We start from the raw sequence: 19,773 nt of genomic DNA, 5'->3' as shown, positions 1-19,773 counted from the left end.
ATTAGATGGGAAAAATAAATATATTATCTGCGGAATTATCTAATAAAATAGCAGCAGGAGAAGTTGTTGAAAGACCTTCTTCTGTAGTTAAAGAGCTTGTGGAGAACTCTATTGATGCAGGAAGTACTAATATTAAAGTTATAATTAAAGAATTTGGTATTCAACAAATTAGAATTATTGATAATGGTAGTGGTATTTCTAATGATGATTTAGCACGAGCATTTTTACGTCATGCAACTAGTAAAATAAGTGCAGACTATGATTTATTTCATATAGAAACGCTAGGTTTTAGAGGTGAGGCATTAGCGAGTATTTCATCTGTGAGTAAAGTAGTAATTAAGAGTTGTGCAGGAGAAGCACAAGGAAAAATGTTAGTTCTTGAAGGTGGAAAAGTAGTTTCTGAGGAATATTACGCTCCTATTAAAGGAACTGATTTAAGTGTAGAAAATTTATTCTACAATACACCAGCAAGATTAAAATATCTGCGCAATCCTCACACAGAACAAGCTAATATTACTAATATTATTCATAAGTTTGCCTTGTCTTATCCTAATGTAGCTTTCGAACTTCATGTAGATGGTAAGATTACCTTTAAAACATACGGTGATGGTGATGTTCATAAGATTTTATCTAAAATCTATAATATGGGTGTTGCTAGAAATATGATTGAATTCAGTGGTAGTAATGATGATTATAAAGTATTTGGTTATATTTCTGTTCCTGAAGAGACGAGAGCTAGTAAAAACTATATAAATATTTTTATTAATGGTCGTTATATAAAGAATTATGGAATTCAAAATGCTATAATCGATGCGTATGGAACACTTTTAATGATTAATAGGTATCCATTATGTGTAATTAATATCGAAATGGATCCAATTTTATTAGATGTTAACGTGCATCCAACTAAGCAAGAAGTAAGATTATCGAAAGAAGCGGAGTTAATACGTTTAATCAAAGAGGTTATTGCAGAAAGATTAAGTAATTATACATATATTCCACAAGGAATGAATAATGTTCTTACGAAAAAAGAAAAGGCGAAAATCGAAAAAATAAATTTCTTAGATGAACTTGATAATAAGTTCGGAAATATTGAAGATGAAAGTATTTTCTCAGCGGAGCAAAGAGAAGTTGCGGATAATAATCAAGATGAAAGTGGCTTTACTGATAACCAAACAGAACTTGCAAGTCATGTTGTTCAAGAAGATGAGTTTCTTTTCGGAGGAGATTTATTGACGGGCTCTAGCGAAGAAAAAACTTCAGTACAAAGTAAAGAAAACACATTTAATCAAAGAAGTAAAACGCAAAGAATTAAGAGCGACTTACCGGATTTAAGTTATAGTTCACATCCACGCGACAATAGAAACAAATACGGAGATAAGCCGACTAAAAAAGAAATAGAGAACTTCATGAATTTTTCTAAAAAAGAAGATAATACGAATTATGATGATCGTACTGAAGAAGTAGTTTCTAATGTAGTAAAAGATTACAGTCACTTTAATGAAATTAAAGATGCTAAAATTGTCCAAGATGATGATACAAAAGTTAGAACTCTACCAGACTTAAAAGTATTAGCACAAATCTTTAAAACATATATCTTATCAGAAGCGGATAATAAGTTATTTCTAATAGATCAGCATGCTGCTGCGGAAAGATATAATTATGAGAAATTACAACGTGAATTTATTGAAAGAAAGAATTATAAAAAGCAGATGTTAATACCGCTTATGTTTGATTTTTCTGTAGATGAAGTGGCTGAAGTTCGTAATAATTTAGAAAAATTCGAGGAACTTGGTATTGTATTCGAAGAGTTTGGAGATAATTCTTATGTTGTTCGTGAATTTCCTGGTTGGATAGAAGAAGACGAAGAACAAATGATAAAAATTATTGTTGAGAAGGTCCTTAAAAATAATAATATAACTTTCAACGAATTAAGAAATGATGCAATTGCAATGGCGAGTTGTAAAATGTCTATAAAAGCGAATCAAGTACTTACTGATGTAGAGATGAATAAGGTTATAAGTGATCTTTATGAATGTAAGAATCCATTTACGTGTCCACATGGACGTCCGATAATCACAAAAATGGAGAAAAAAGATTTAGAAAAAATGTTTAAGCGTATAGTGTAGGAGGTAAGATGGAAAAAATACCTTTAATAGCGATAGTAGGACCTACTGCAGTTGGGAAAACAGCACTTAGTATAGAACTAGCAAAAGAGTTCAACTGTGAAATAATTTCTATAGATAGTGTTCAAATTTATAAGAAGTTTGATATTGGTTCTGCGAAGGTGAAAAAAGAAGAGATGGATGGAATAGTTCATCATTTAATTGACGAACTAGAGCCTACTGATACTTGTTCTGTCTATGATTTTCAAAAACTAGCACGTAAGAAAATAGAGAAAATACATTGTCGTGGTAAGATGCCTTTATTAATCGGAGGAACTGGTTTTTATATGAATGCTGTTCTAAATAATTATGAGTTTACTGATTTAGAGGAAAAAACTTATGACATTGATGTTGATATGGCCAGAGAGTATCTAAAAGAAAACTATCCAGATACATATAATTCGATCGACCTAGAAAATCATCGTCGTGTAATCAATGCATATAATTATGTGATGAATGAAAAGAAATCTGTAACGACTAACAACAATGGGGATACGGTTCTTGATTGTTATAATCCATTTTTAATAGTTCTTAATACTGATAGGGAAGTTCTATATAGTCGTATTAATAAGCGAGTTGAGCTGATGTTTGAAGAAGGTTTAGAACAAGAAGTTAGAGAAATTATAGATGAGTATGGAATAGAACTCCAAGCTTTAGGAGCGATAGGATATAAGGAGATGATTCCGTATCTTAATGGTAATGTTTCTAAAGAAGATACCATTGCAGCTATCTCTCAAAACTCACGCCGTTATGCAAAACGTCAGTTAACATGGTTTAGAAATAAAATGGATGGAACTTGGTATGATACTGCTAATAAGGAACTATTGGCAGATGTAATAAGAGGGATCAAAGAGAAATTTAATTTATAATTATATTAGTAATTGTCTAGGGCTTGGAAGATTAATTTTTCAAGCCTTTTTTCTAATTTATTACAAGTTATTTTCTATTGTATAATAGATTGAACTCTAGTTATGATAAGATATAATAGAAAAATTTAAAATATTTCAAGAGTATTTCTGATTTAACTAGAGTTTTTGTTAGTTATGTGCTAAACTAGTAATACTAAAGATTCTTAGGAAGTAGGAGGAGAAGATGAATTCATTTAAATATCTTAAGCCAAAGTTATTTAGTGTGATGAAAAATTATACAAAGGAACAATGCTTAAAAGATATAATTGCTGGTTTAATAGTAGCTGTTATAGCATTGCCTTTATCGATTGCTTTGGCGATTGCATCTGGGGTGAATCCAGAACAAGGTCTTTATACTGCGATTATAGCAGGTTTTTTTATTTCGTTTTTAGGTGGAAGTAGAGTTCAGATTGGTGGACCTACGGCTGCTTTTGTCGTTATTATTTATGGGATAATAGCTGAACATGGAATTGCAGGATTAACTGTTGCTACTCTTATGGCAGGGATTATGCTGATTCTAATGGGGCTATTTCACTTTGGTGACTTAATTAAATTTATTCCGAAAACTATCACTATTGGATTTACACTAGGGATTGCTATGGGAATAGTAGTTGGTCAGGTTAAAGATTTTCTAGGATTAAGTATGGGAGCAGTTCCGGCAGAATTTGTTGGAAAATTAGTAGTGTATGGACAAAATATAAAAAGTATTAGCTTTGTTACTTTAGGTATAGGTGTACTTGCGATATTAATTCAAGTATTTTGGCCAAAAGTATCGAAGAAAATACCAGGTTCTTTAATTGCAATACTAGTTACAACATTTTTAGTAGCTATTTTCAAATTGCCGGTTAAAACTATTGGTGATCTATACACAATTAAAGCAGGACTTCCTAGCTTTACAATGCCCACAATTTCATTTTCACTAATCAGAGAGATGATTTTACCGGCATTTACAATCGCGATATTAGCCGCTATAGAATCGCTATTATCTGCTGTAGTATCTGATGGTATGACAGGAAGTAAGCATAAATCTAATGCAGAATTAGTTGCTCAAGGTGTAGGGAACTTTATGTCAGCACTTTTTGGAGGAATACCTGCAACAGGTGCAATTGCGAGAACGGCAGCTAACGTAAAAAATGGTGGGAGAACACCAGTAGCTGGAATGGTTCACGCATTTACTTTATTATTAATACTATTATTTTTAATGCCATATGCATCGTATATTCCTATGAGTTGCTTGGCTGCGATATTAATAATTGTGGGATATAATATGAGTGGATGGCGTATTTGTGTACGTATGTTAAAGACTGCACCGAAAAGTGATATAGCGGTATTAATTATCACTTTCTTATTAACGTTATTCTTCGACCTAGTAATCGCGATAGAGTTCGGTATGGTATTAGCTGCGTTCTTATTCTTAAAACGTATGTCTGATATTGCAGAAGTTCGACAATGGACATACAAAGGTTCATCTGATGATGATAAGTTATCTGAAGAAGTTGATTTAAAATATGTCCCTGAAAATACTATAGTTTATGAAATTTTTGGAGCGTTGTTCTTCGGAGCTGCTAATGTGTTTACAAGCTTTGAGCATGGCGAAGGAAAAAATGTTTTAATTATAAGAATGCGTAATGTTCCAGCAATGGATATTTCAGGATTAGAAGTGTTAGAAGAAATATTGGAAACTTGTAAAAAACGTGGATTAACATTAATATTATCACACGTAAATGAACAACCATATCATGTTATGGAAAAAGCTGGCTTTATTGAAAAAATAGGTAAAGAAAATATATGTGAGAATATTGATGCTTCTTTAGAGAGAGCGGAGAAATTAAGAGAACTATAAATTTAAGTAAACTTTAATTATAGTCTAAAGTTTATATAAGGTTTAAGATATATAATATAAATATAACAAAACTTAATAATATTTTTTTCATGATATATGGCTCATCGAAAGATGAGCCTTTCTCTATTTTAAGGATGCTTATATTCTGATTGGTATAGTATATGAAGAAAATTTATTAGTAACATTTATTTTTGAGTTATATATGGGTAATTTTTTGTACAGATAATATGATATAATAAATTTAAATAGAGGTAAATAGTATGAGTATATTAGAAATTTTATTAGTAGTATTTTCATTAATCTTTTGTATTTTTTATATGATAGTATTTGTAATAGCTAGAAAAATAGTGAAAAAAGAGGAAATGCTTTTAGAGAAGTTAACAGATAAAGAAATAGAAAAAGTTAGACTAAAGGAGAACCCTTCAAAAATTTCCTTGTTATTAAATTTAGTTATCACTGTAGCATGTTATATATATTTACTCATTTCAATAATAGATAAAGGGTTATTGATAAGTTTCTTCGGGGAAACACTAAACAAAGTAATTAATTCACTTATTATTGTTATAATTTTACTGCCACACTTATTGGAGAGAATTAATGTTATTCGTCGTTACAATAAGGTGAAAAATATGGCAGAGAACAATTAGACGTTCAAATATTTAAATATAAATTTAATAAATTTTTAAGATAATTGGTAAAATATTTATCGATTGTCTATTTTCATTAAAACTAAATTATTGACAATTGTAAACTATAGAGGTAGAATGAACTCATTAGTATTTAAAAAATTACTAATGAGTTTTTTAAAAAGATAATAGTCAAAAGATTTTACTGATTTGGAATTGCTTTTCATTGTTTATAACAGTGAAGAATAAATGTAAAAACAAAAAATACCTTTGAAGTTTTAAGATGAAGAGCATGTCCATAGTATTGTTACTGATAATAAATGTGACTTTAGGTAGGGAGTGAATATAAGTGAATAGTCTATTAAAATATTCAAGCATGTTTTCTAGAAAAAAATATGAAAACAACTCATTATATGAGTATTATGCTAGAAAAAATGGTTTGCAAGGTAAATCGCTATTAATATTAACCTGTCTTTATTATACAAAGGATGGGATAACTCAAACTACTATTTGTGAAAAAACATATTCTACGAAACAAGTAGTTAGTGCAGCAATGAAGACTTTTAAGGGAAAAGGCTATATTTATTTTGAGGAACAAGAAAAAGATAAGCGGGAGAAAATAGTTAGACTTACAGAAAAAGGTTACTTATATGCATCAAAAATTTTGGATCCTCTTAGAGAGGCTGAAGAGAAAGCAATAGGTCAACTTTCAAGTGAACAACAAAAACTATTTATAGAATACTATACAATCTTTAACGATAATATGAAGAAAAATATTGAAAAACTAGTATTGAAAGGAGAAAAATAAAAATGATTAAATATAATAATGTTTCATTATGCTGTTCCACAAATGGTTTAATACTTGACGGATTGAATTTTGAAATACAAGAAGGAGAGTTTTTTGTTCTAGTTGGACCTAGTGGAAGTGGAAAAACAACAACTTTAAAATTAATAAATAGACTGATAGAACAAACTGACGGTGATATTTATTTTGAAGATAAGAGATTGAAAGATTATGATTTAAGGGAATTAAGACTTAAAACTGGCTATGTTCTTCAACAAATTGCACTATTTCCGAATCTTACGGTTGCAGAAAATATTGCGTTAATTCCAGAGATGAAAAACTTTGATAAGAAAGAGATCAAAGAAAAAACAGAAGATTTACTAAGAAAAGTAGGATTGGATCCGAAGCATTATATGAATCGTCTTCCTAAAGAACTTTCTGGAGGAGAAAAACAGCGTGTAGGAATACTACGTGCAATTATTGCTAATCCTAAAATTTTATTGATGGATGAACCATTTTCGGCATTAGATCCTATTAGTAAAGTTCAACTTCAAGATTTAATAAAACAACTACATGATGAGTATAAAAGAACAACAGTTTTTGTAACTCACGATATGGATGAAGCGATGAAACTTGCTGATAGAATTTGTGTTTTAAAAGAAGGTAAGGTGGTTCAAATTGCTACACCAGAAGTACTAAAAGAAAATCCTGCGGATGATTTTGTTCGTGAATTTTTTGCAAGGGGGAATAAATAATGAATTTAGTAAGTACATTTTTAGAAAGAAAAAGTGATTGGATAACTGGCTTATATGAACATCTTCAAATTTCATTATTATCACTTATTATTGCAATTTTTATAGCAGTTCCGTTAGGAATAATTATTTCAGGGAATAAAAAGACAAGTGAGTGGTTTTTACAAATTACGGGTATCTTCCAAACTATTCCTTCTCTTGCATTACTTGGGTTATTCATTCCATTTATGGGGATTGGTACATTACCAGCAGTCGTTGCATTGGTAATTTATGCAATATTCCCAATACTACAAAGTACTATTACTGGATTATCGGAGATTGATCCATCGTTAGAAGAGGCTGCAACAGCCTTTGGTATGACAAAACTAGAAAAGTTGAAAAAATTTAAACTTGCACTCGCTATGCCAATACTTATGAGTGGTGTGAGAACTGCGAGTATTATGATAATTGGTACAGCAACTCTTGCCGCTTTAATAGGAGCAGGGGGATTAGGTTCATTTATTTTACTAGGAATAGATAGAAATAACTCAGCGTTAATTTTAATTGGAGCTATTTCATCCGCAATATTAGCGATTCTATTTGGGTTATTAATTAGATTTTTACAAGATAAAAAACCGAAAACTATTTTAGCTTCATTACTTGCAGCTGTAGTGGCTTTAACTATCAGCTTCCTTCCAATTGGAAAAATGTCTAATGATAAACTAATAATAGCTGGTAAAATAGGAGCAGAACCTGAGATATTAATAAATATGTATAAACTTTTAATAGAAGATGAGACAAATATTGACGTTGAGGTTAAACCTAATTTTGGAAAAACAAGCTTCTTATATGAGGCGTTAAAAGGTAAAAGTATTGATATTTATCCAGAATTTACAGGTACAGTTACTACAACATTATTAAAAACTCCTCAGACTGTTGCTTCTAATGATCCCGATGAGGTTTATGAGGTTGCTAAAAATAAAATTTTTGAACAAGACAATCTTGTGTACCTAAAACCTACAAAATTCCAGGATACTTACGCTTTAGCCGTAACAGAAGATTTTGCAAATAAAAATAAATTAAATAATATTTCAGATATAAAATTAGTAGAAAATTCTTCAAAAGTTGGATTCTCATTGGAATTTAATGATAGAGAAGATGGTGGTATAGGACTTAAAAATCTTTATCACTTAAATCTAAATGTTAAAACTATGGAAATAGCGTTAAAATATCAAGCTATTTCAAATGGTGATGTAAATATTATCGATGTATTCTCAACAGATAGCAAAATAATAACAAATAAGCTTAAATTATTAAATGACGATAGACATTTATTCCCACCATATCAAGGGGCACCGTTATTAAGAGAAGAGACATTGAAAAAACATCCTGAGCTTGAAAAAATCTTAAATAAACTTGCTGGAAAAATAACAGAAAAAGAAATGACTGAAATGAACTACAAAGTAGATATTGAAGGTAAACCTGCTTATGATGTAGCAAAAGAATATCTACAAAAAGAAGGATTAATTAAAAAATAACGTAGTATCTTAGTTGAAAATAAAATTCTCAAGCCTTATGGTTTGGGAATTTTTTTCTTTCTAACATTTCCTTTTTCATGTGATTTTTGATAAAATTAAAGGTGAGAGTTTTTTTAGCGAGGAATGTAGAAAGTAGGTGTAAATTTGCAAGTTACAAATATAACAAAGCTAAAAGTTAAGTATAAAATAGATTTGGAAAATGGTAAACATTTTTATGTTTCTGAAGATACGATAATTAAGTATGGACTTATAAAAAAAATAGATTTATCAAAAGAGCAATTAAAAGAAATCATAGCTCACGAAAGTGTAGAAAGTGCCTATAGTAAAGCAGTACATTATTTACAATTTGGTCTAAGAACTAAGCAGGATATAAGAGAATATCTTCAGAAGAAAGAGATTGCTAATAATGTTATTGATGAAGTAATTGAGAAGTTAATAGAAATTGGTTATTTGAATGATAATCACTATGTAGAAGCTGCGGTGACAGATTATTTTAATCTAAATTTAAAGGGGCCATATTGGATACAAAGAAAACTGTTAGAAAAAGGCCTAGATAAAGATGTTATAGATGAAAATATTGCCAAGATTTGTACTGAAGAAGCAATGATAGAAATTCTATATAAAATTATTGAACGTGAGTATAAAGTAAGAAGAGAAACGAAAAACAAAAAAGTTCAAAAAATAACACAAAAACTTTATACAAATGGCTTTACATCTGATATAATAAGAAAGGTGTTTGACATATTTTTCGAAGACTATGAAGATGAAAATGAAGAGGAAATATTAGATGAGCATTTTAGAAGGGCTTATCAAAGTTATAGTCGTAGATATGAAGGATATGCACTTAAACAAAAGCTGATTGAAAAGCTAATAAGGGATGGTTTTTCGTATTATACAGCTAAAGACTACGTAGAAAAACAAGATTTGTAAAGGAAGAATAAAATGGATAAAAGAAATGAAAGGCAAAAGAAAATAAGGAACTTTTCTATAATTGCACATATTGACCACGGGAAATCGACTCTTGCGGACAGGATTTTAGAAAAAACAAAGGCGTTAGAACAACGTGAAATGAAAGCACAACTTCTTGACTCAATGGATATTGAACGTGAAAGAGGTATTACAATTAAACTTAATGCAGTTCAATTACAATATACTGCTAAAAATGGAGAAGAGTATATTTTCCACTTAATCGATACACCAGGACACGTAGACTTCACATATGAAGTATCACGTTCTTTAGCAGCATGTGAAGGGGCTATTTTAGTAGTAGATGCTGCTCAAGGTATTGAGGCACAAACTTTAGCTAACGTATACTTAGCATTAGATAATAATTTAGAGATTATTCCAATTATTAATAAAATTGACTTACCTGCAGCGGATCCTGAGAAGGTTAAGACTGAAATCGAGGATGTAATTGGATTACCTACAGACGATATTGTATTAGCTTCTGCTAAGGCTGGAATTGGTATTGATGAAATCTTAGAACAAATCGTAGAATATATTCCAGCTCCATCTGGTGATGCGGCTGAACCACTACAAGCATTAATCTTTGACTCATTATACGATGCATATAGAGGAGTTATCGTTTCAGTACGTATTAAGAACGGTACTGTAAAAGCTGGAGATAAGATTAAGATGATGGCTACTGGTGGTGTGTTCGAGGTTACTGAAGTTGGTATTCACACACCTAAAGAGAAAATCGTTGATGAACTTACTGCAGGAGATGTAGGATTTATCTGTGCATCTATTAAAAATGTAAGTGAAACTCGTGTAGGGGATACAATCACATTAGCGAATAATCCAGCTAAAGAAGCATTACCTGGATACAGAAAATTAAACCCAATGGTATTCTGTGGATTATATCCAATCGATTCATCAAAATATAATGATTTACGTGAAGCATTAGAAAAATTAGAACTTAATGACTCTGCGTTACAATATGAAGCTGAAACGTCACAAGCACTTGGATTTGGATTTAGATGTGGATTCTTAGGAATGTTACACATGGAAATTATTCAAGAGCGTATTGAGCGTGAATTTAATATTGATATCATCGCAACTGCACCATCGGTTATTTACAAAGTTGAAAAAACTGACGGAACTCTAGTAGATGTGTCAAATCCATCAGAAATGCCAGATCCACAAAAAATTAATAAGATTACAGAGCCATTTGTTAAGGCGAGCATTATGGTACCAAATGACTATGTAGTTGCTGTTATGGATCTTTGTCAGAAGAAACGTGGTATTTTCTTAAATATGGAATATATCGATGATACAAGGGTTAATATTACTTATGATATACCTCTATCAGAAATCGTATTTGACTTCTTCGATCAACTTAAATCTAATACAAAAGGATATGCATCATTTGACTATGAATTAACAGGATACAAAGATAGTAACCTTGTTAAGATGGATATTCTATTAAATGGTGAACAAGTCGATGCTCTAAGCTTCATCGTTCACAGAGAATTTGCTTACCAACGTGGTAAAGTTATTGTAGAAAAACTTAAAAAACTTATTCCAAAACAACAATTCGAAATTCCTATCCAAGCTGCTATTGGAAATAAAATTATCTCTCGTGAAACTATTAAAGCGATGCGTAAAAACGTTCTTGCTAAATGTTACGGAGGGGATATTAGTAGGAAACGTAAACTATTAGAGAAACAGAAAAAAGGTAAAGAGAGAATGAAAGCTGTTGGTAGCGTAGAAGTTCCTCAAGATGCCTTCATGGCTGTTCTTAAAATGGATGAAGAATAATGAAGAGTTGTCCACGCGGAGTATATATTCATATTCCATTTTGTAAGTATATTTGTTCATATTGCGATTTCAACAAGTTTTATATACAAAGACAACCTGTTGACAAGTATATAGATTGCTTAATCAAAGAAATCGAGAGTATGGAAAACATTCAAAATGTTGAAACTATTTATATTGGTGGAGGAACACCAAGTGCATTAAGTGATGAACAACTTCATCGTTTATTAACTGCATTAAGAAATAAAATTCCACAACAACTGCGTGAATTTACTTTTGAAGCTAACCCTGAGGATCTTGTTGATTCTCGGGTTGCTTTGGTAAAGGGCTACGGAGTTGATAGAATTAGCATGGGGGTTCAGACTTTTAATAATGAGCTGTTAAAAATTCTTGGACGAGGACATGTTGCTGATGATGTGGATATGGCAATCGCTAATTGTAAAAAACATGGTATTGAAGATATAAATGTTGATTTAATGTTTTCATTACCGAAGCAAACTATGGATGACTTGTATGATAGTATGAAGAAGGTTGCAGAATACAATATTAGTCATATTTCATGTTATTCATTGATTTTGGAACAGAAGACTAAACTTTATAATCAGGTGAGAGATAAGAAAGTTACATTGCCATCGAATGAAACTGAAGAGAAAATGTACAATGAGGTTATTAATTTCTTAACAGAAAATGGTTATGAACAGTATGAAATTAGTAATTTTGCTAGACCAGGTCATGAGAGTGTTCATAATAGTAGTTACTGGAAGAATATTGAATATTATGGTCTTGGAGCGGGAGCGCATGGATATATTGATGGAGTACGTTATGCTAATCAAGGAGCATTAAAATTCTATATCGACAGTATGTTAGAAAAAGGTCATGCAAGACGTGAAGAAAATACTGTAACGACTAAGGAAAGAATCGAAGAGGAAATGTTCCTAGGACTACGTCTTTTAAAAGGTGTAGATTTAGATATATTTGAAGAAAAATATGGAAAAAGAGCAGAAGAAATATTTAAAGACGTTATTGATAAAAATATAAGAGAAGGGTACTTGGAAATTGAAGATAATAAACTTCGATTAACTAGAAAAGGATTATTCTACGGAAATGATGTCTTCTCTGAGTTTTTATTGGATTAATAACATATTTAAATAATTAGAATGATTTTTGTGGGAGGAACTTGATTAATTTATATAAAATTATTGAGTTTCTCCCAATAATGAAAGAAAGGAGAATTATTGTGGAACGAACATATATTGAAAGATTGCTTAATAATTTGAATGAAAAGTATGGTTTTAATTTGAAATTCAGTGAGAATTTTAAAAATGCATTTTCTCATTCTTCTTATACTAATGAGAAAAGAATCGCGAAGCATTTAAATTATGAGCGTTTGGAATTTTTAGGGGATGCTGTTGTTGAACTTACAACAAGCGAATTTTTATTTAAGAAATTTTATGAGCTTCCTGAAGGTGAGCTAACTAAGTTACGTGCATCTATTGTTTGTGAAAAAACATTGGTTAAATATGCTTTACAACTTGGCTTAGACAAATGTATATACTTAGGTAAAGGTGAAGAAAAGATGGGTGGAAGAAGTCGAGCAGCGTTACTTGCTGATATTTTTGAATCTTTCACAGGAGCAATGTACCTAGAGTCAAACCTTGAAGTTGTAAAAACTTTCTTACATAATACATTATTTACAGAAGTTCAAGACCTTGAATATCATAGCTTTGTAGATTATAAAACTATACTACAAGAGTACATTTCAAAAATTAAATTGGGTGAAATTGAGTATGTAGTACTTGATTCTACGGGTCCATCACATTCTAAAACTTTTACGAGTGCTATTTTAATTGGTGGAAAACAATATGGAAGTGGGACAGCTACTACAAAAAAAGAGTCTGAACAGCTTTCAGCCAAACAAGCATTAGAAAAACTAGGATACAAAGATATTTAAAATTAATGAAAGGAAACAAAGATGAAATTAGCAAAGGTTGAAGTTACAGGTTTTAAATCTTTTCAAAAGAAGACAACATTTGAATTTAAAAATAATTTAATCGGTGTTGTAGGACCGAACGGTTCGGGAAAAAGTAATATAATTGATGCTATTCGTTGGGTTTTAGGGGAGCAGTCTGCTAAAAATTTACGTGGTAGTAGCATGAAAGATGTTATCTTTTCGGGGACTGAAGATGCGAAAAGAAAAAACTTTGCTGAAGTAGCGGTAACATTTTCTAACGGAGAAGATAATTGTGAAATTAAAAGACGTTTGTATAGAAATGGTGATAGTGAGTATTACATTGATAATAAGCGTGCTAAATTAAAAGATATTACGGATATCTATCTTGATTTTGGGATTAATAAGGAAAGTTATAGTATTATTACTCAAGGTAAGGTAGAAGATATTATTTCATCTAAACCTGTTGATCGTCGAGCGATTATAGAAGAGGCATCAGGGGTATTAAAATATAAAAATAAGAAAAAAGAAACTAATCTTAAATTAGAGAAAACAAATGATAACTTAATGAGGTTAAATGATATTTTCTCAGAAATCTCAGGTCGTTATAAAATCTTAGAAGATCAAAAGAACAAAACACAAAAGTATCTTGATTATTCTAAAGAACTTGAAGAAAAAGACATTTTATTAAATGTCTATAACATTGCGGAATATCAAAAAAGACTTGCTGATTTACTTCAAGTTAAACAGGAAAAAGAATCAGAAAAACTTGGACTTGAAAGTAGACAAGAAGAACTAATAAAAGATTTAGAAAGTATCAAGAATAATTTAGTCTCATTAGATAGAACTTACATGAAATATCATGATGAGGAGTTAGAATTAGTTCAGAAAAAAGAATCTGTTCAATCACAATTAAGTGTTATTGAGGAAAGAAAAAATAACAGAACACTTAGAAGTGAAAAAATTAACGATGATATTAAGTATCTTGAGGAAAGAAAACAAAACCTTGAAAGTAAGCTGTCTGAAAGAGAAAATCTAAATGATGAAACTAAAGGGAGAATTCAAAAGATTAACAAAGAAATATCTTCGTTAGAATCAGGTGAAGAGAGTAAACTAGAATTAATCGAAAGAAATATAGAAGAATTAAAAGATACTTACTATAGCTTAATTAACGAAGAAACTAAACTAGAGAATAGTATAGAGTTTGCTAAGAAAAATCTTGAGAGTGCTGATGAGAACAGTAAAGAAATTCTAGATAATATTAAAAGACAAAAACAAGTTTTAAGTGTAAGAGAAGAAGAATTTTCTACAGCTACAGAAGAACAAAAGGTATTAAATGAACAATTATCTAATCTTCAAAGAGAACTTGATATATTAGTTGAGAAAAATATTCTAATTAATTCAAATGGAAAAAATATAGAAGAGCAAATTCGTACAGGTCACAACTTCAAGAGTAACCTGGAAAACCGTAAGAAGTTCTTAGAAGATCAAATCAACAATTTAAGCTTTTATAATATTGGAGTAAAAGAGATTCTTGCGAATAAGGATGTGCTAGCGGGTGTTCATAATAGTGTAGCAAATATTGTAGAATTTGATAACGAATATGCTGTTGCAATTGATATTGCTTTAGGGCAAGCACAACAAAATATTATCGTAGAAAATGAGAATGTTGCTAAACAATGTATTAATCATTTAAAGAAAGCTAATAAAGGTAGAGTTACATTCTTACCGTTAAATAATATTAAAGCAAAAGCAATAGCGAGTGATGTTTATAGGACAGTAGTAAATGAAGAAGGATTTATCAATATTGCTGAGAATTTAATAACTGTTGATAGTGAGTATAAAAATATAATATCTCACCTATTAGGGCTTGTTCTTATTGTTGATAATATGGATAATGCCAATAGAATAGCTCGTAAGATTAATTTTAGAAACAGAATTATTACCCTTGATGGGCAAATTATTAACAGTGGTGGGTCTATCACAGGTGGTGCTATTAATAAAAATAATAACTCTTCTATTAAACATAAGGCTGAATTAGATGAACTTTCACAAAATCTTATTAAAATCAATGATAAGATTGAGAAATTAGATAGTGAGAAACATCAATTAGAAAATCAGCAACAAGAAGTAATAAATGAAATTGGAAGTTTAAAATCAACAAAAGAAGAAGCGATTTTAAAACTTAAGCAATTAGAATTAAGTATAAATCATAAAAATTCTGAGATTGCTGATATTAAAGCAAATATAGAATTTAATGAAAGAAAATTATTAGAATTTAAAGACAATGAGGATAATTCAAGTAATATTATCGAATTAACTCAAAGTCTCGAGAAGATTAGAATCGAGCTACAAAAACTTGATGAGAAGATTAAAGAGGAAAGTAGTAAGAAACAAAATGCTCAAAGTGCTGAGGAATTATTCTTAGAGAAAATTGCTGAGCTTAAGATAGAAAAATCAAAATTGGAAGAGACTGCTAAGCATGGTTTAGAGTTAATAGAATCTCTATTAGCAGATATATCAGATGTGAACGAACAGTTGACAAGATTAGAAATGTCTAAAGATGCTGAGTCATTAAGTGAAGAAGATGAACTTAAGATATTAGAAAATAATTCTAAGATTATTGCTGAGTGTAGTGAACGTTTAACAATGCTTAAGACGTTATTATCAGATCTTGATATGGAAAAAACAGGATTGTTTAAACGTGAAAAAGAAATTACGGTAGCTCAACAAAGAAATAACGAAAGTCTACGTCAAAAAACTTCAGAATTTGAAAAATTAACTGTAGAACAGACGAAGATAGAAGTTAAAATTGATGAATATCTAGAAAACCTTGTTACTAATTATAATGTAACGTATGAGAGTGTATCAAATAGATTAACTGCCGATATTATAGATGAGGTACCTTCATATAAACACGATGTAGCAAGACTTCGTAAAGAGATAGTAGAGTTAGGTAATATTAACCTAAATGCTATAGCAGAGTTCGAAGAGGTTAAAGAACGTTACGACTTTTATAATGAGCAAATTACCGATCTTGTAGAAGCGAAAGAAAAACTAGAAGAGACTATTGCAGAGATTGATAAAGAAGTAAAAGAACGCTTTTTAACAACATTTGTTAAAGTAGCAGAGAACTTCAATAAAATATTTAAAGAATTGTTCAAAGGTGGTTATGCAGATATGACTTTAGAATCACCAAATGACATATTAAATACTGGAATAGTAATCGAAGCTTCACCTCCTGGTAAAAAACTTCAAAACCTTTCATTATTATCAGGTGGGGAGAAATCTTTAACTGCGATAAGTTTACTATTTGCGATATTACAGGTTAAAAATCCTCCGTTTGTAGTACTTGATGAGGTAGAAGCGGCGCTAGATGAAGAGAATGTTAATAGATTTGCTAAATTCTTAAAAGTTTATTCAGAGAATAATCAGTTCTTAGTTATCACACATAGACGAGGAACTATGGAAGCTATGGATACTTTATACGGAGTAACAATGCAAGAAAAAGGTATTAGTTATATCTTAGAATTAGAGTTAAAAGATGTTATCGAGAACTTTCAAGAGGTAGTAGAGTAGATGGATCAAAGGATATTAGAAATGTATAAATTTCACGAGAATATGCCATATATCTCTCCTGAACGAAATATTGACGAGTGGTTATTGGATGCAAAGCCAGTTCCAAAAGGAAATATGGTAACTTTGAAAGATAATCTGCTTGCTGGTGATATAATATTACTATGGAGAATTAGCTTTGGGACATTTACTACGAAAACATGATTCCCTAAATACTTCGAATATACGTATGGTATAAATGCTCCTGAGAACTTGAAAAAATTAGAAGATGAAGGGTATGTTGAAATCGAGAGTGCATTTTCTTCATTAGATCATATTAACTCTACAGCTAAGAAAAATATTCTTAAACAAAAAGGAGTCAAAGGACTATCTAAGTTAAAAGAAGCTGATTTAGATAAAACACTTGAAGAAAATTTTAGTGAGGAAGAGTTGGCTAAACTTTTCTCTATAAGAGGTTATAAATTAACTCAAAAAGGGGAAAAAGCTTTACTTGATAATCAAGATGTTATAGACAGACATCCAAAGAAAAATATATAAAAATAAGGACACAGTACAATTTTGAACTGTGTCCTTCAAATGTATATACTATTAATTATTTGAATATGATAAATTCTTAATAAATCCATACCATACATAAATTACAATAATTATCGCCAGTAATTCACTTAGATGAATTAAAATATTCAAAACAGAAAATTCAGCTATTTGATAATAAATTCCAGTTTTTTGAAATGCTATCGCGCAAATTACTAATGGGAAAGTAAAAGCAGAAAAGCTAGGATAGAATTTTCTTTTTAGTAAATAAGGTAATTGAATTAAAACAAAAATAAATAATAATACTGTAAGTGGTATTAATACTGCTAAAATTATGTTGCTTTTTTGTGTAACTCCTATCATATAACTAGCCAGTAATAATCCACCAGGTGCAGAAAATACTGTTATAGTGGGATAATCCCCATCTTTATAATGTTTATATTTATAAACTCTATAAAGAACGAAAGGTAATAATACTAAATAGTTAATATAAGAAAAATAGAAGTAAATTAATCCTAGTGTTTCTAAGTTGTAATTTATTGCTGTTACAGTTACAACGGCTGGTCCAACGAAGGTGATGAACCAAGTTGGATAAATATTTTTGATATGTTTTTCTTTCAAACCAAAATTATAAATTGCATAACAAACAACAAATAAATCTAGAAGAATTCCAATTATCCAAAAGGGAACACTGTAAGCACCGATAAATTTTTTCGAAAATGAACTTAAAAGCATAATACTCATCGGATAAGTTGCAAGAACCGTTGCAATTACAGGATTTTCCATTTCTTTTTTTAATTTGTCAAATCCTAGTGCAAATTTAATAGTTAAAAGTACAATTATTATAAAAGATAAAAGACTAAATAATAATTGTAATTTAGGACTGTATGGTTGTAATAGATTTCCTAACGCTACTGAACCAAGTGCTAAACCAGCAATAGGCGTAGGTAAATTTTTAATAATATTCATAAATAACTCCTAATATTTATTCTACTTTTATTGTATACAATTTCATGTAATAATTCAATAATTTTTCTATTGATATTTCATACAAAATGATTTATAATGAGAAACAAGTGTTACCTATTGATGGAGGTTTTAATATGGCACCAAAATTTAAATTTACAAAAGAAGAAGTTTTAGCTGTAACTATAGACTTTATAAGAGAAAATGGAATAGAAGCATTAACTGCAAGAGAGTTGGCTAAAAAATTGGAGTCATCTACTAAAGTAATATTTAGTTTGTTTTCTAATATGAAAAATTTAGAAGATGAAGCAAAGATTGCTGCTGAAAATATTTTTTCAGAAAAAGTTAATTTAGCATTAAAAGATGATAGTCCATTTAAACGATTAGGAGTAGAGTATATATTATTTTCAAAAAATGAACCTAAATTATTTCAATGGTTATTTATGAAAAAAGGAATAGAAGTAGAAAGTTTTAAAGATTTTCTTCCAATGCGAGACTACGAATATAAATCAGTAATTCAGTCTATAGATGAAGAGTATAAAATTTCAATAGAAAATGCAAAAAAACTTTACGAGCACTTATTTATATATAGTCATGGTATTGCAACATTAACAGTTACGGGAATACATAATTTTACAGCAACTGAAATTATTGAATATATGACTGAAGTAACTAAAAGTTTAATAATACAATATTTAAAGGAGATTGATTAAATGATTATAGCAAAGAATATTAAGAAACAATATAATGGTCAAGAAGTCTTAAGAGGAATAGATTTAAAAATTGATAAAAATGAATTTGTTGTTATACTTGGAGCTTCAGGTTCAGGAAAATCTACACTATTAAATATCTTATCTGGTTTAGAAAAGTCAGACTCTGGAGAAGTTGTATATGATAATGAGTCTATAAGTGGTTACTCAGAAAAACAATTAACAAAATTCCGTAAAGATAAAATAGGTTTTGTTTTCCAACAATATTATTTATTAAATAATTTAACGGTAGAACAAAATGTTAAAGTAGGAGCTAGTTTAGCAAATAATAAAGAGTATGTTGAGATTATAAGGGAATTAGGATTAGAAGATAAATTAAGTAAATATCCAAATGAGTTATCTGGTGGGGAGCAACAGCGTGTTTCAATTGCTAGAGCACTAGCTAAGAAGCCAGCGGTACTATTTTTAGATGAACCTACAGGAGCTTTAGATGAGGAAACAGGAAGAAAAATATTAGAGTACTTATTAAAACTAAAAACTAAATCTAACTTTACAATGATAATGGTAACTCATAATGAAAATATTGCTCAACTTGCAAATAAGATAATTCATGTAGGTAGTGGTAAAGTAACTTCGATTGAAGAAAACCATACACCTAAATCTGTAAGAGAGATAGGGTGGTAATTA

The 19,773-nt window shown here is 30.0% G+C and carries 17 protein-coding genes; 16 read left to right on the top strand and 1 reads right to left on the bottom strand.

Translation table 11 applies throughout. The features are described 5' to 3' along the window. The first annotated feature begins 5 nt into the window (after positions 1-5). The 14 genes from mutL to ACWOA3_RS03615 all read left to right on the top strand — a co-directional run bounded on the left by mutL (position 6) and on the right by ACWOA3_RS03615 (position 17,413). Positions 6-2,129: a DNA mismatch repair endonuclease MutL gene (gene mutL / locus ACWOA3_RS03680; protein ID WP_456884174.1), complete on the top strand. Its 2,124-nt coding sequence runs from the start codon at positions 6-8 to the stop codon at positions 2,127-2,129. An 8-nt stretch (positions 2,130-2,137) separates the two neighbouring features. After that, a complete protein-coding gene (gene miaA / locus ACWOA3_RS03675) occupies positions 2,138-3,034 on the top strand; it encodes a tRNA (adenosine(37)-N6)-dimethylallyltransferase MiaA (protein WP_003147032.1) in 897 nt (298 codons plus the stop codon). A gap of 223 nt (positions 3,035-3,257) precedes the next feature. Further along, on the top strand, positions 3,258-4,916 hold the full coding sequence (locus ACWOA3_RS03670) for a SulP family inorganic anion transporter (RefSeq protein WP_456884171.1): 1,659 nt from the start codon (positions 3,258-3,260) through the stop codon (positions 4,914-4,916). Between the two features lie 260 nt (positions 4,917-5,176). Further along, on the top strand, positions 5,177-5,563 hold the full coding sequence (locus ACWOA3_RS03665) for a hypothetical protein (protein WP_456884169.1): 387 nt from the start codon (positions 5,177-5,179) through the stop codon (positions 5,561-5,563). A 328-nt stretch (positions 5,564-5,891) separates the two neighbouring features. Continuing rightward, complete coding sequence (locus ACWOA3_RS03660; protein WP_456884167.1) at positions 5,892-6,350, top strand: MarR family winged helix-turn-helix transcriptional regulator; 459 nt, start codon at positions 5,892-5,894, stop codon at positions 6,348-6,350. Positions 6,351-6,352: 2 nt separating this feature from the next. Further along, positions 6,353-7,081, top strand: a complete 729-nt coding sequence (locus ACWOA3_RS03655; RefSeq protein ID WP_456884166.1) for an ABC transporter ATP-binding protein — start codon at positions 6,353-6,355, stop codon at positions 7,079-7,081. Continuing rightward, complete coding sequence (locus tag ACWOA3_RS03650) at positions 7,081-8,595, top strand: ABC transporter permease/substrate-binding protein (protein WP_456884164.1); 1,515 nt, start codon at positions 7,081-7,083, stop codon at positions 8,593-8,595. Before ACWOA3_RS03655 ends, ACWOA3_RS03650 begins: the two co-directional genes overlap by 1 nt. Before the next feature lie 144 nt (positions 8,596-8,739). Next, positions 8,740-9,525, top strand: a complete 786-nt coding sequence (locus tag ACWOA3_RS03645) for a RecX family transcriptional regulator (protein WP_003147024.1) — start codon at positions 8,740-8,742, stop codon at positions 9,523-9,525. Positions 9,526-9,537: 12 nt separating this feature from the next. After that, the gene (gene lepA, locus ACWOA3_RS03640) at positions 9,538-11,355 is read left to right on the top strand and encodes a translation elongation factor 4 (RefSeq protein WP_456884162.1); all 1,818 of its coding nucleotides are present in this window, start codon (positions 9,538-9,540) and stop codon (positions 11,353-11,355) included. After that, the gene (hemW, locus tag ACWOA3_RS03635) at positions 11,355-12,488 is read left to right on the top strand and encodes a radical SAM family heme chaperone HemW (RefSeq protein WP_456884161.1); all 1,134 of its coding nucleotides are present in this window, start codon (positions 11,355-11,357) and stop codon (positions 12,486-12,488) included. Before lepA ends, hemW begins: the two co-directional genes overlap by 1 nt. Before the next feature lie 101 nt (positions 12,489-12,589). Next, entirely contained in the window at positions 12,590-13,303 is a 714-nt protein-coding gene (rnc, locus tag ACWOA3_RS03630) for a ribonuclease III (RefSeq protein WP_456884160.1), read from the top strand. A 21-nt stretch (positions 13,304-13,324) separates the two neighbouring features. Then, entirely contained in the window at positions 13,325-16,879 is a 3,555-nt protein-coding gene (gene smc / locus ACWOA3_RS03625; protein ID WP_456884158.1) for a chromosome segregation protein SMC, read from the top strand. Next, positions 16,880-17,080 carry a hypothetical protein gene (locus ACWOA3_RS03620; RefSeq protein WP_003147019.1) on the top strand — a complete coding sequence of 67 codons (201 nt, stop codon included), beginning with the start codon at positions 16,880-16,882 and terminating at the stop codon, positions 17,078-17,080. Between the two features lie 48 nt (positions 17,081-17,128). Next, positions 17,129-17,413: a hypothetical protein gene (locus ACWOA3_RS03615; RefSeq protein WP_003147018.1), complete on the top strand. Its 285-nt coding sequence runs from the start codon at positions 17,129-17,131 to the stop codon at positions 17,411-17,413. A gap of 51 nt (positions 17,414-17,464) precedes the next feature. Here ACWOA3_RS03615 and ACWOA3_RS03610 read toward each other — a convergent pair whose 3' ends face one another. Continuing rightward, the gene (locus ACWOA3_RS03610) at positions 17,465-18,379 is read right to left on the bottom strand and encodes a TDT family transporter (protein ID WP_456884156.1); all 915 of its coding nucleotides are present in this window, start codon (positions 18,377-18,379) and stop codon (positions 17,465-17,467) included. 134 nt (positions 18,380-18,513) lie between these two features. Between ACWOA3_RS03610 and ACWOA3_RS03605 the strand changes: the two genes are divergently transcribed. Beyond that, positions 18,514-19,089 carry a TetR/AcrR family transcriptional regulator gene (locus ACWOA3_RS03605; RefSeq protein ID WP_003147014.1) on the top strand — a complete coding sequence of 192 codons (576 nt, stop codon included), beginning with the start codon at positions 18,514-18,516 and terminating at the stop codon, positions 19,087-19,089. After that, positions 19,090-19,770 (top strand): ABC transporter ATP-binding protein, encoded by a 681-nt coding sequence (locus tag ACWOA3_RS03600; protein WP_003147013.1) that lies wholly within the window; start codon positions 19,090-19,092, stop codon positions 19,768-19,770. The last annotated feature ends 3 nt before the right edge of the window (positions 19,771-19,773 follow it).

This window comes from Gemella taiwanensis (assembly GCF_054054385.1).
The sequence above is the reverse complement of the archived record's forward strand: the minus strand, read 5'-3'. Positions and strand labels throughout refer to the sequence as shown.

Excerpts from the sequence above, each read along its gene's own strand:
- ACWOA3_RS03650 (WP_456884164.1), top strand. The coding sequence starts at position 7,081 with ATGAATTTAGTAAGTACATTTTTAGAAAGAAAAAGTGATTGGATAACT.
- ACWOA3_RS03610 (WP_456884156.1), bottom strand. The coding sequence starts at position 18,379 with ATGAATATTATTAAAAATTTACCTACGCCTATTGCTGGTTTAGCACTT.
- mutL (WP_456884174.1), top strand. The coding sequence starts at position 6 with ATGGGAAAAATAAATATATTATCTGCGGAATTATCTAATAAAATAGCA.
- lepA (WP_456884162.1), top strand. The coding sequence starts at position 9,538 with ATGGATAAAAGAAATGAAAGGCAAAAGAAAATAAGGAACTTTTCTATA.
- ACWOA3_RS03605 (WP_003147014.1), top strand. The coding sequence starts at position 18,514 with ATGGCACCAAAATTTAAATTTACAAAAGAAGAAGTTTTAGCTGTAACT.
- hemW (WP_456884161.1), top strand. The coding sequence starts at position 11,355 with ATGAAGAGTTGTCCACGCGGAGTATATATTCATATTCCATTTTGTAAG.
- ACWOA3_RS03665 (WP_456884169.1), top strand. The coding sequence starts at position 5,177 with ATGAGTATATTAGAAATTTTATTAGTAGTATTTTCATTAATCTTTTGT.
- ACWOA3_RS03620 (WP_003147019.1), top strand. The coding sequence starts at position 16,880 with ATGGATCAAAGGATATTAGAAATGTATAAATTTCACGAGAATATGCCA.
- miaA (WP_003147032.1), top strand. The coding sequence starts at position 2,138 with ATGGAAAAAATACCTTTAATAGCGATAGTAGGACCTACTGCAGTTGGG.
- ACWOA3_RS03670 (WP_456884171.1), top strand. The coding sequence starts at position 3,258 with ATGAATTCATTTAAATATCTTAAGCCAAAGTTATTTAGTGTGATGAAA.
- ACWOA3_RS03600 (WP_003147013.1), top strand. The coding sequence starts at position 19,090 with ATGATTATAGCAAAGAATATTAAGAAACAATATAATGGTCAAGAAGTC.
- ACWOA3_RS03655 (WP_456884166.1), top strand. The coding sequence starts at position 6,353 with ATGATTAAATATAATAATGTTTCATTATGCTGTTCCACAAATGGTTTA.
- smc (WP_456884158.1), top strand. The coding sequence starts at position 13,325 with ATGAAATTAGCAAAGGTTGAAGTTACAGGTTTTAAATCTTTTCAAAAG.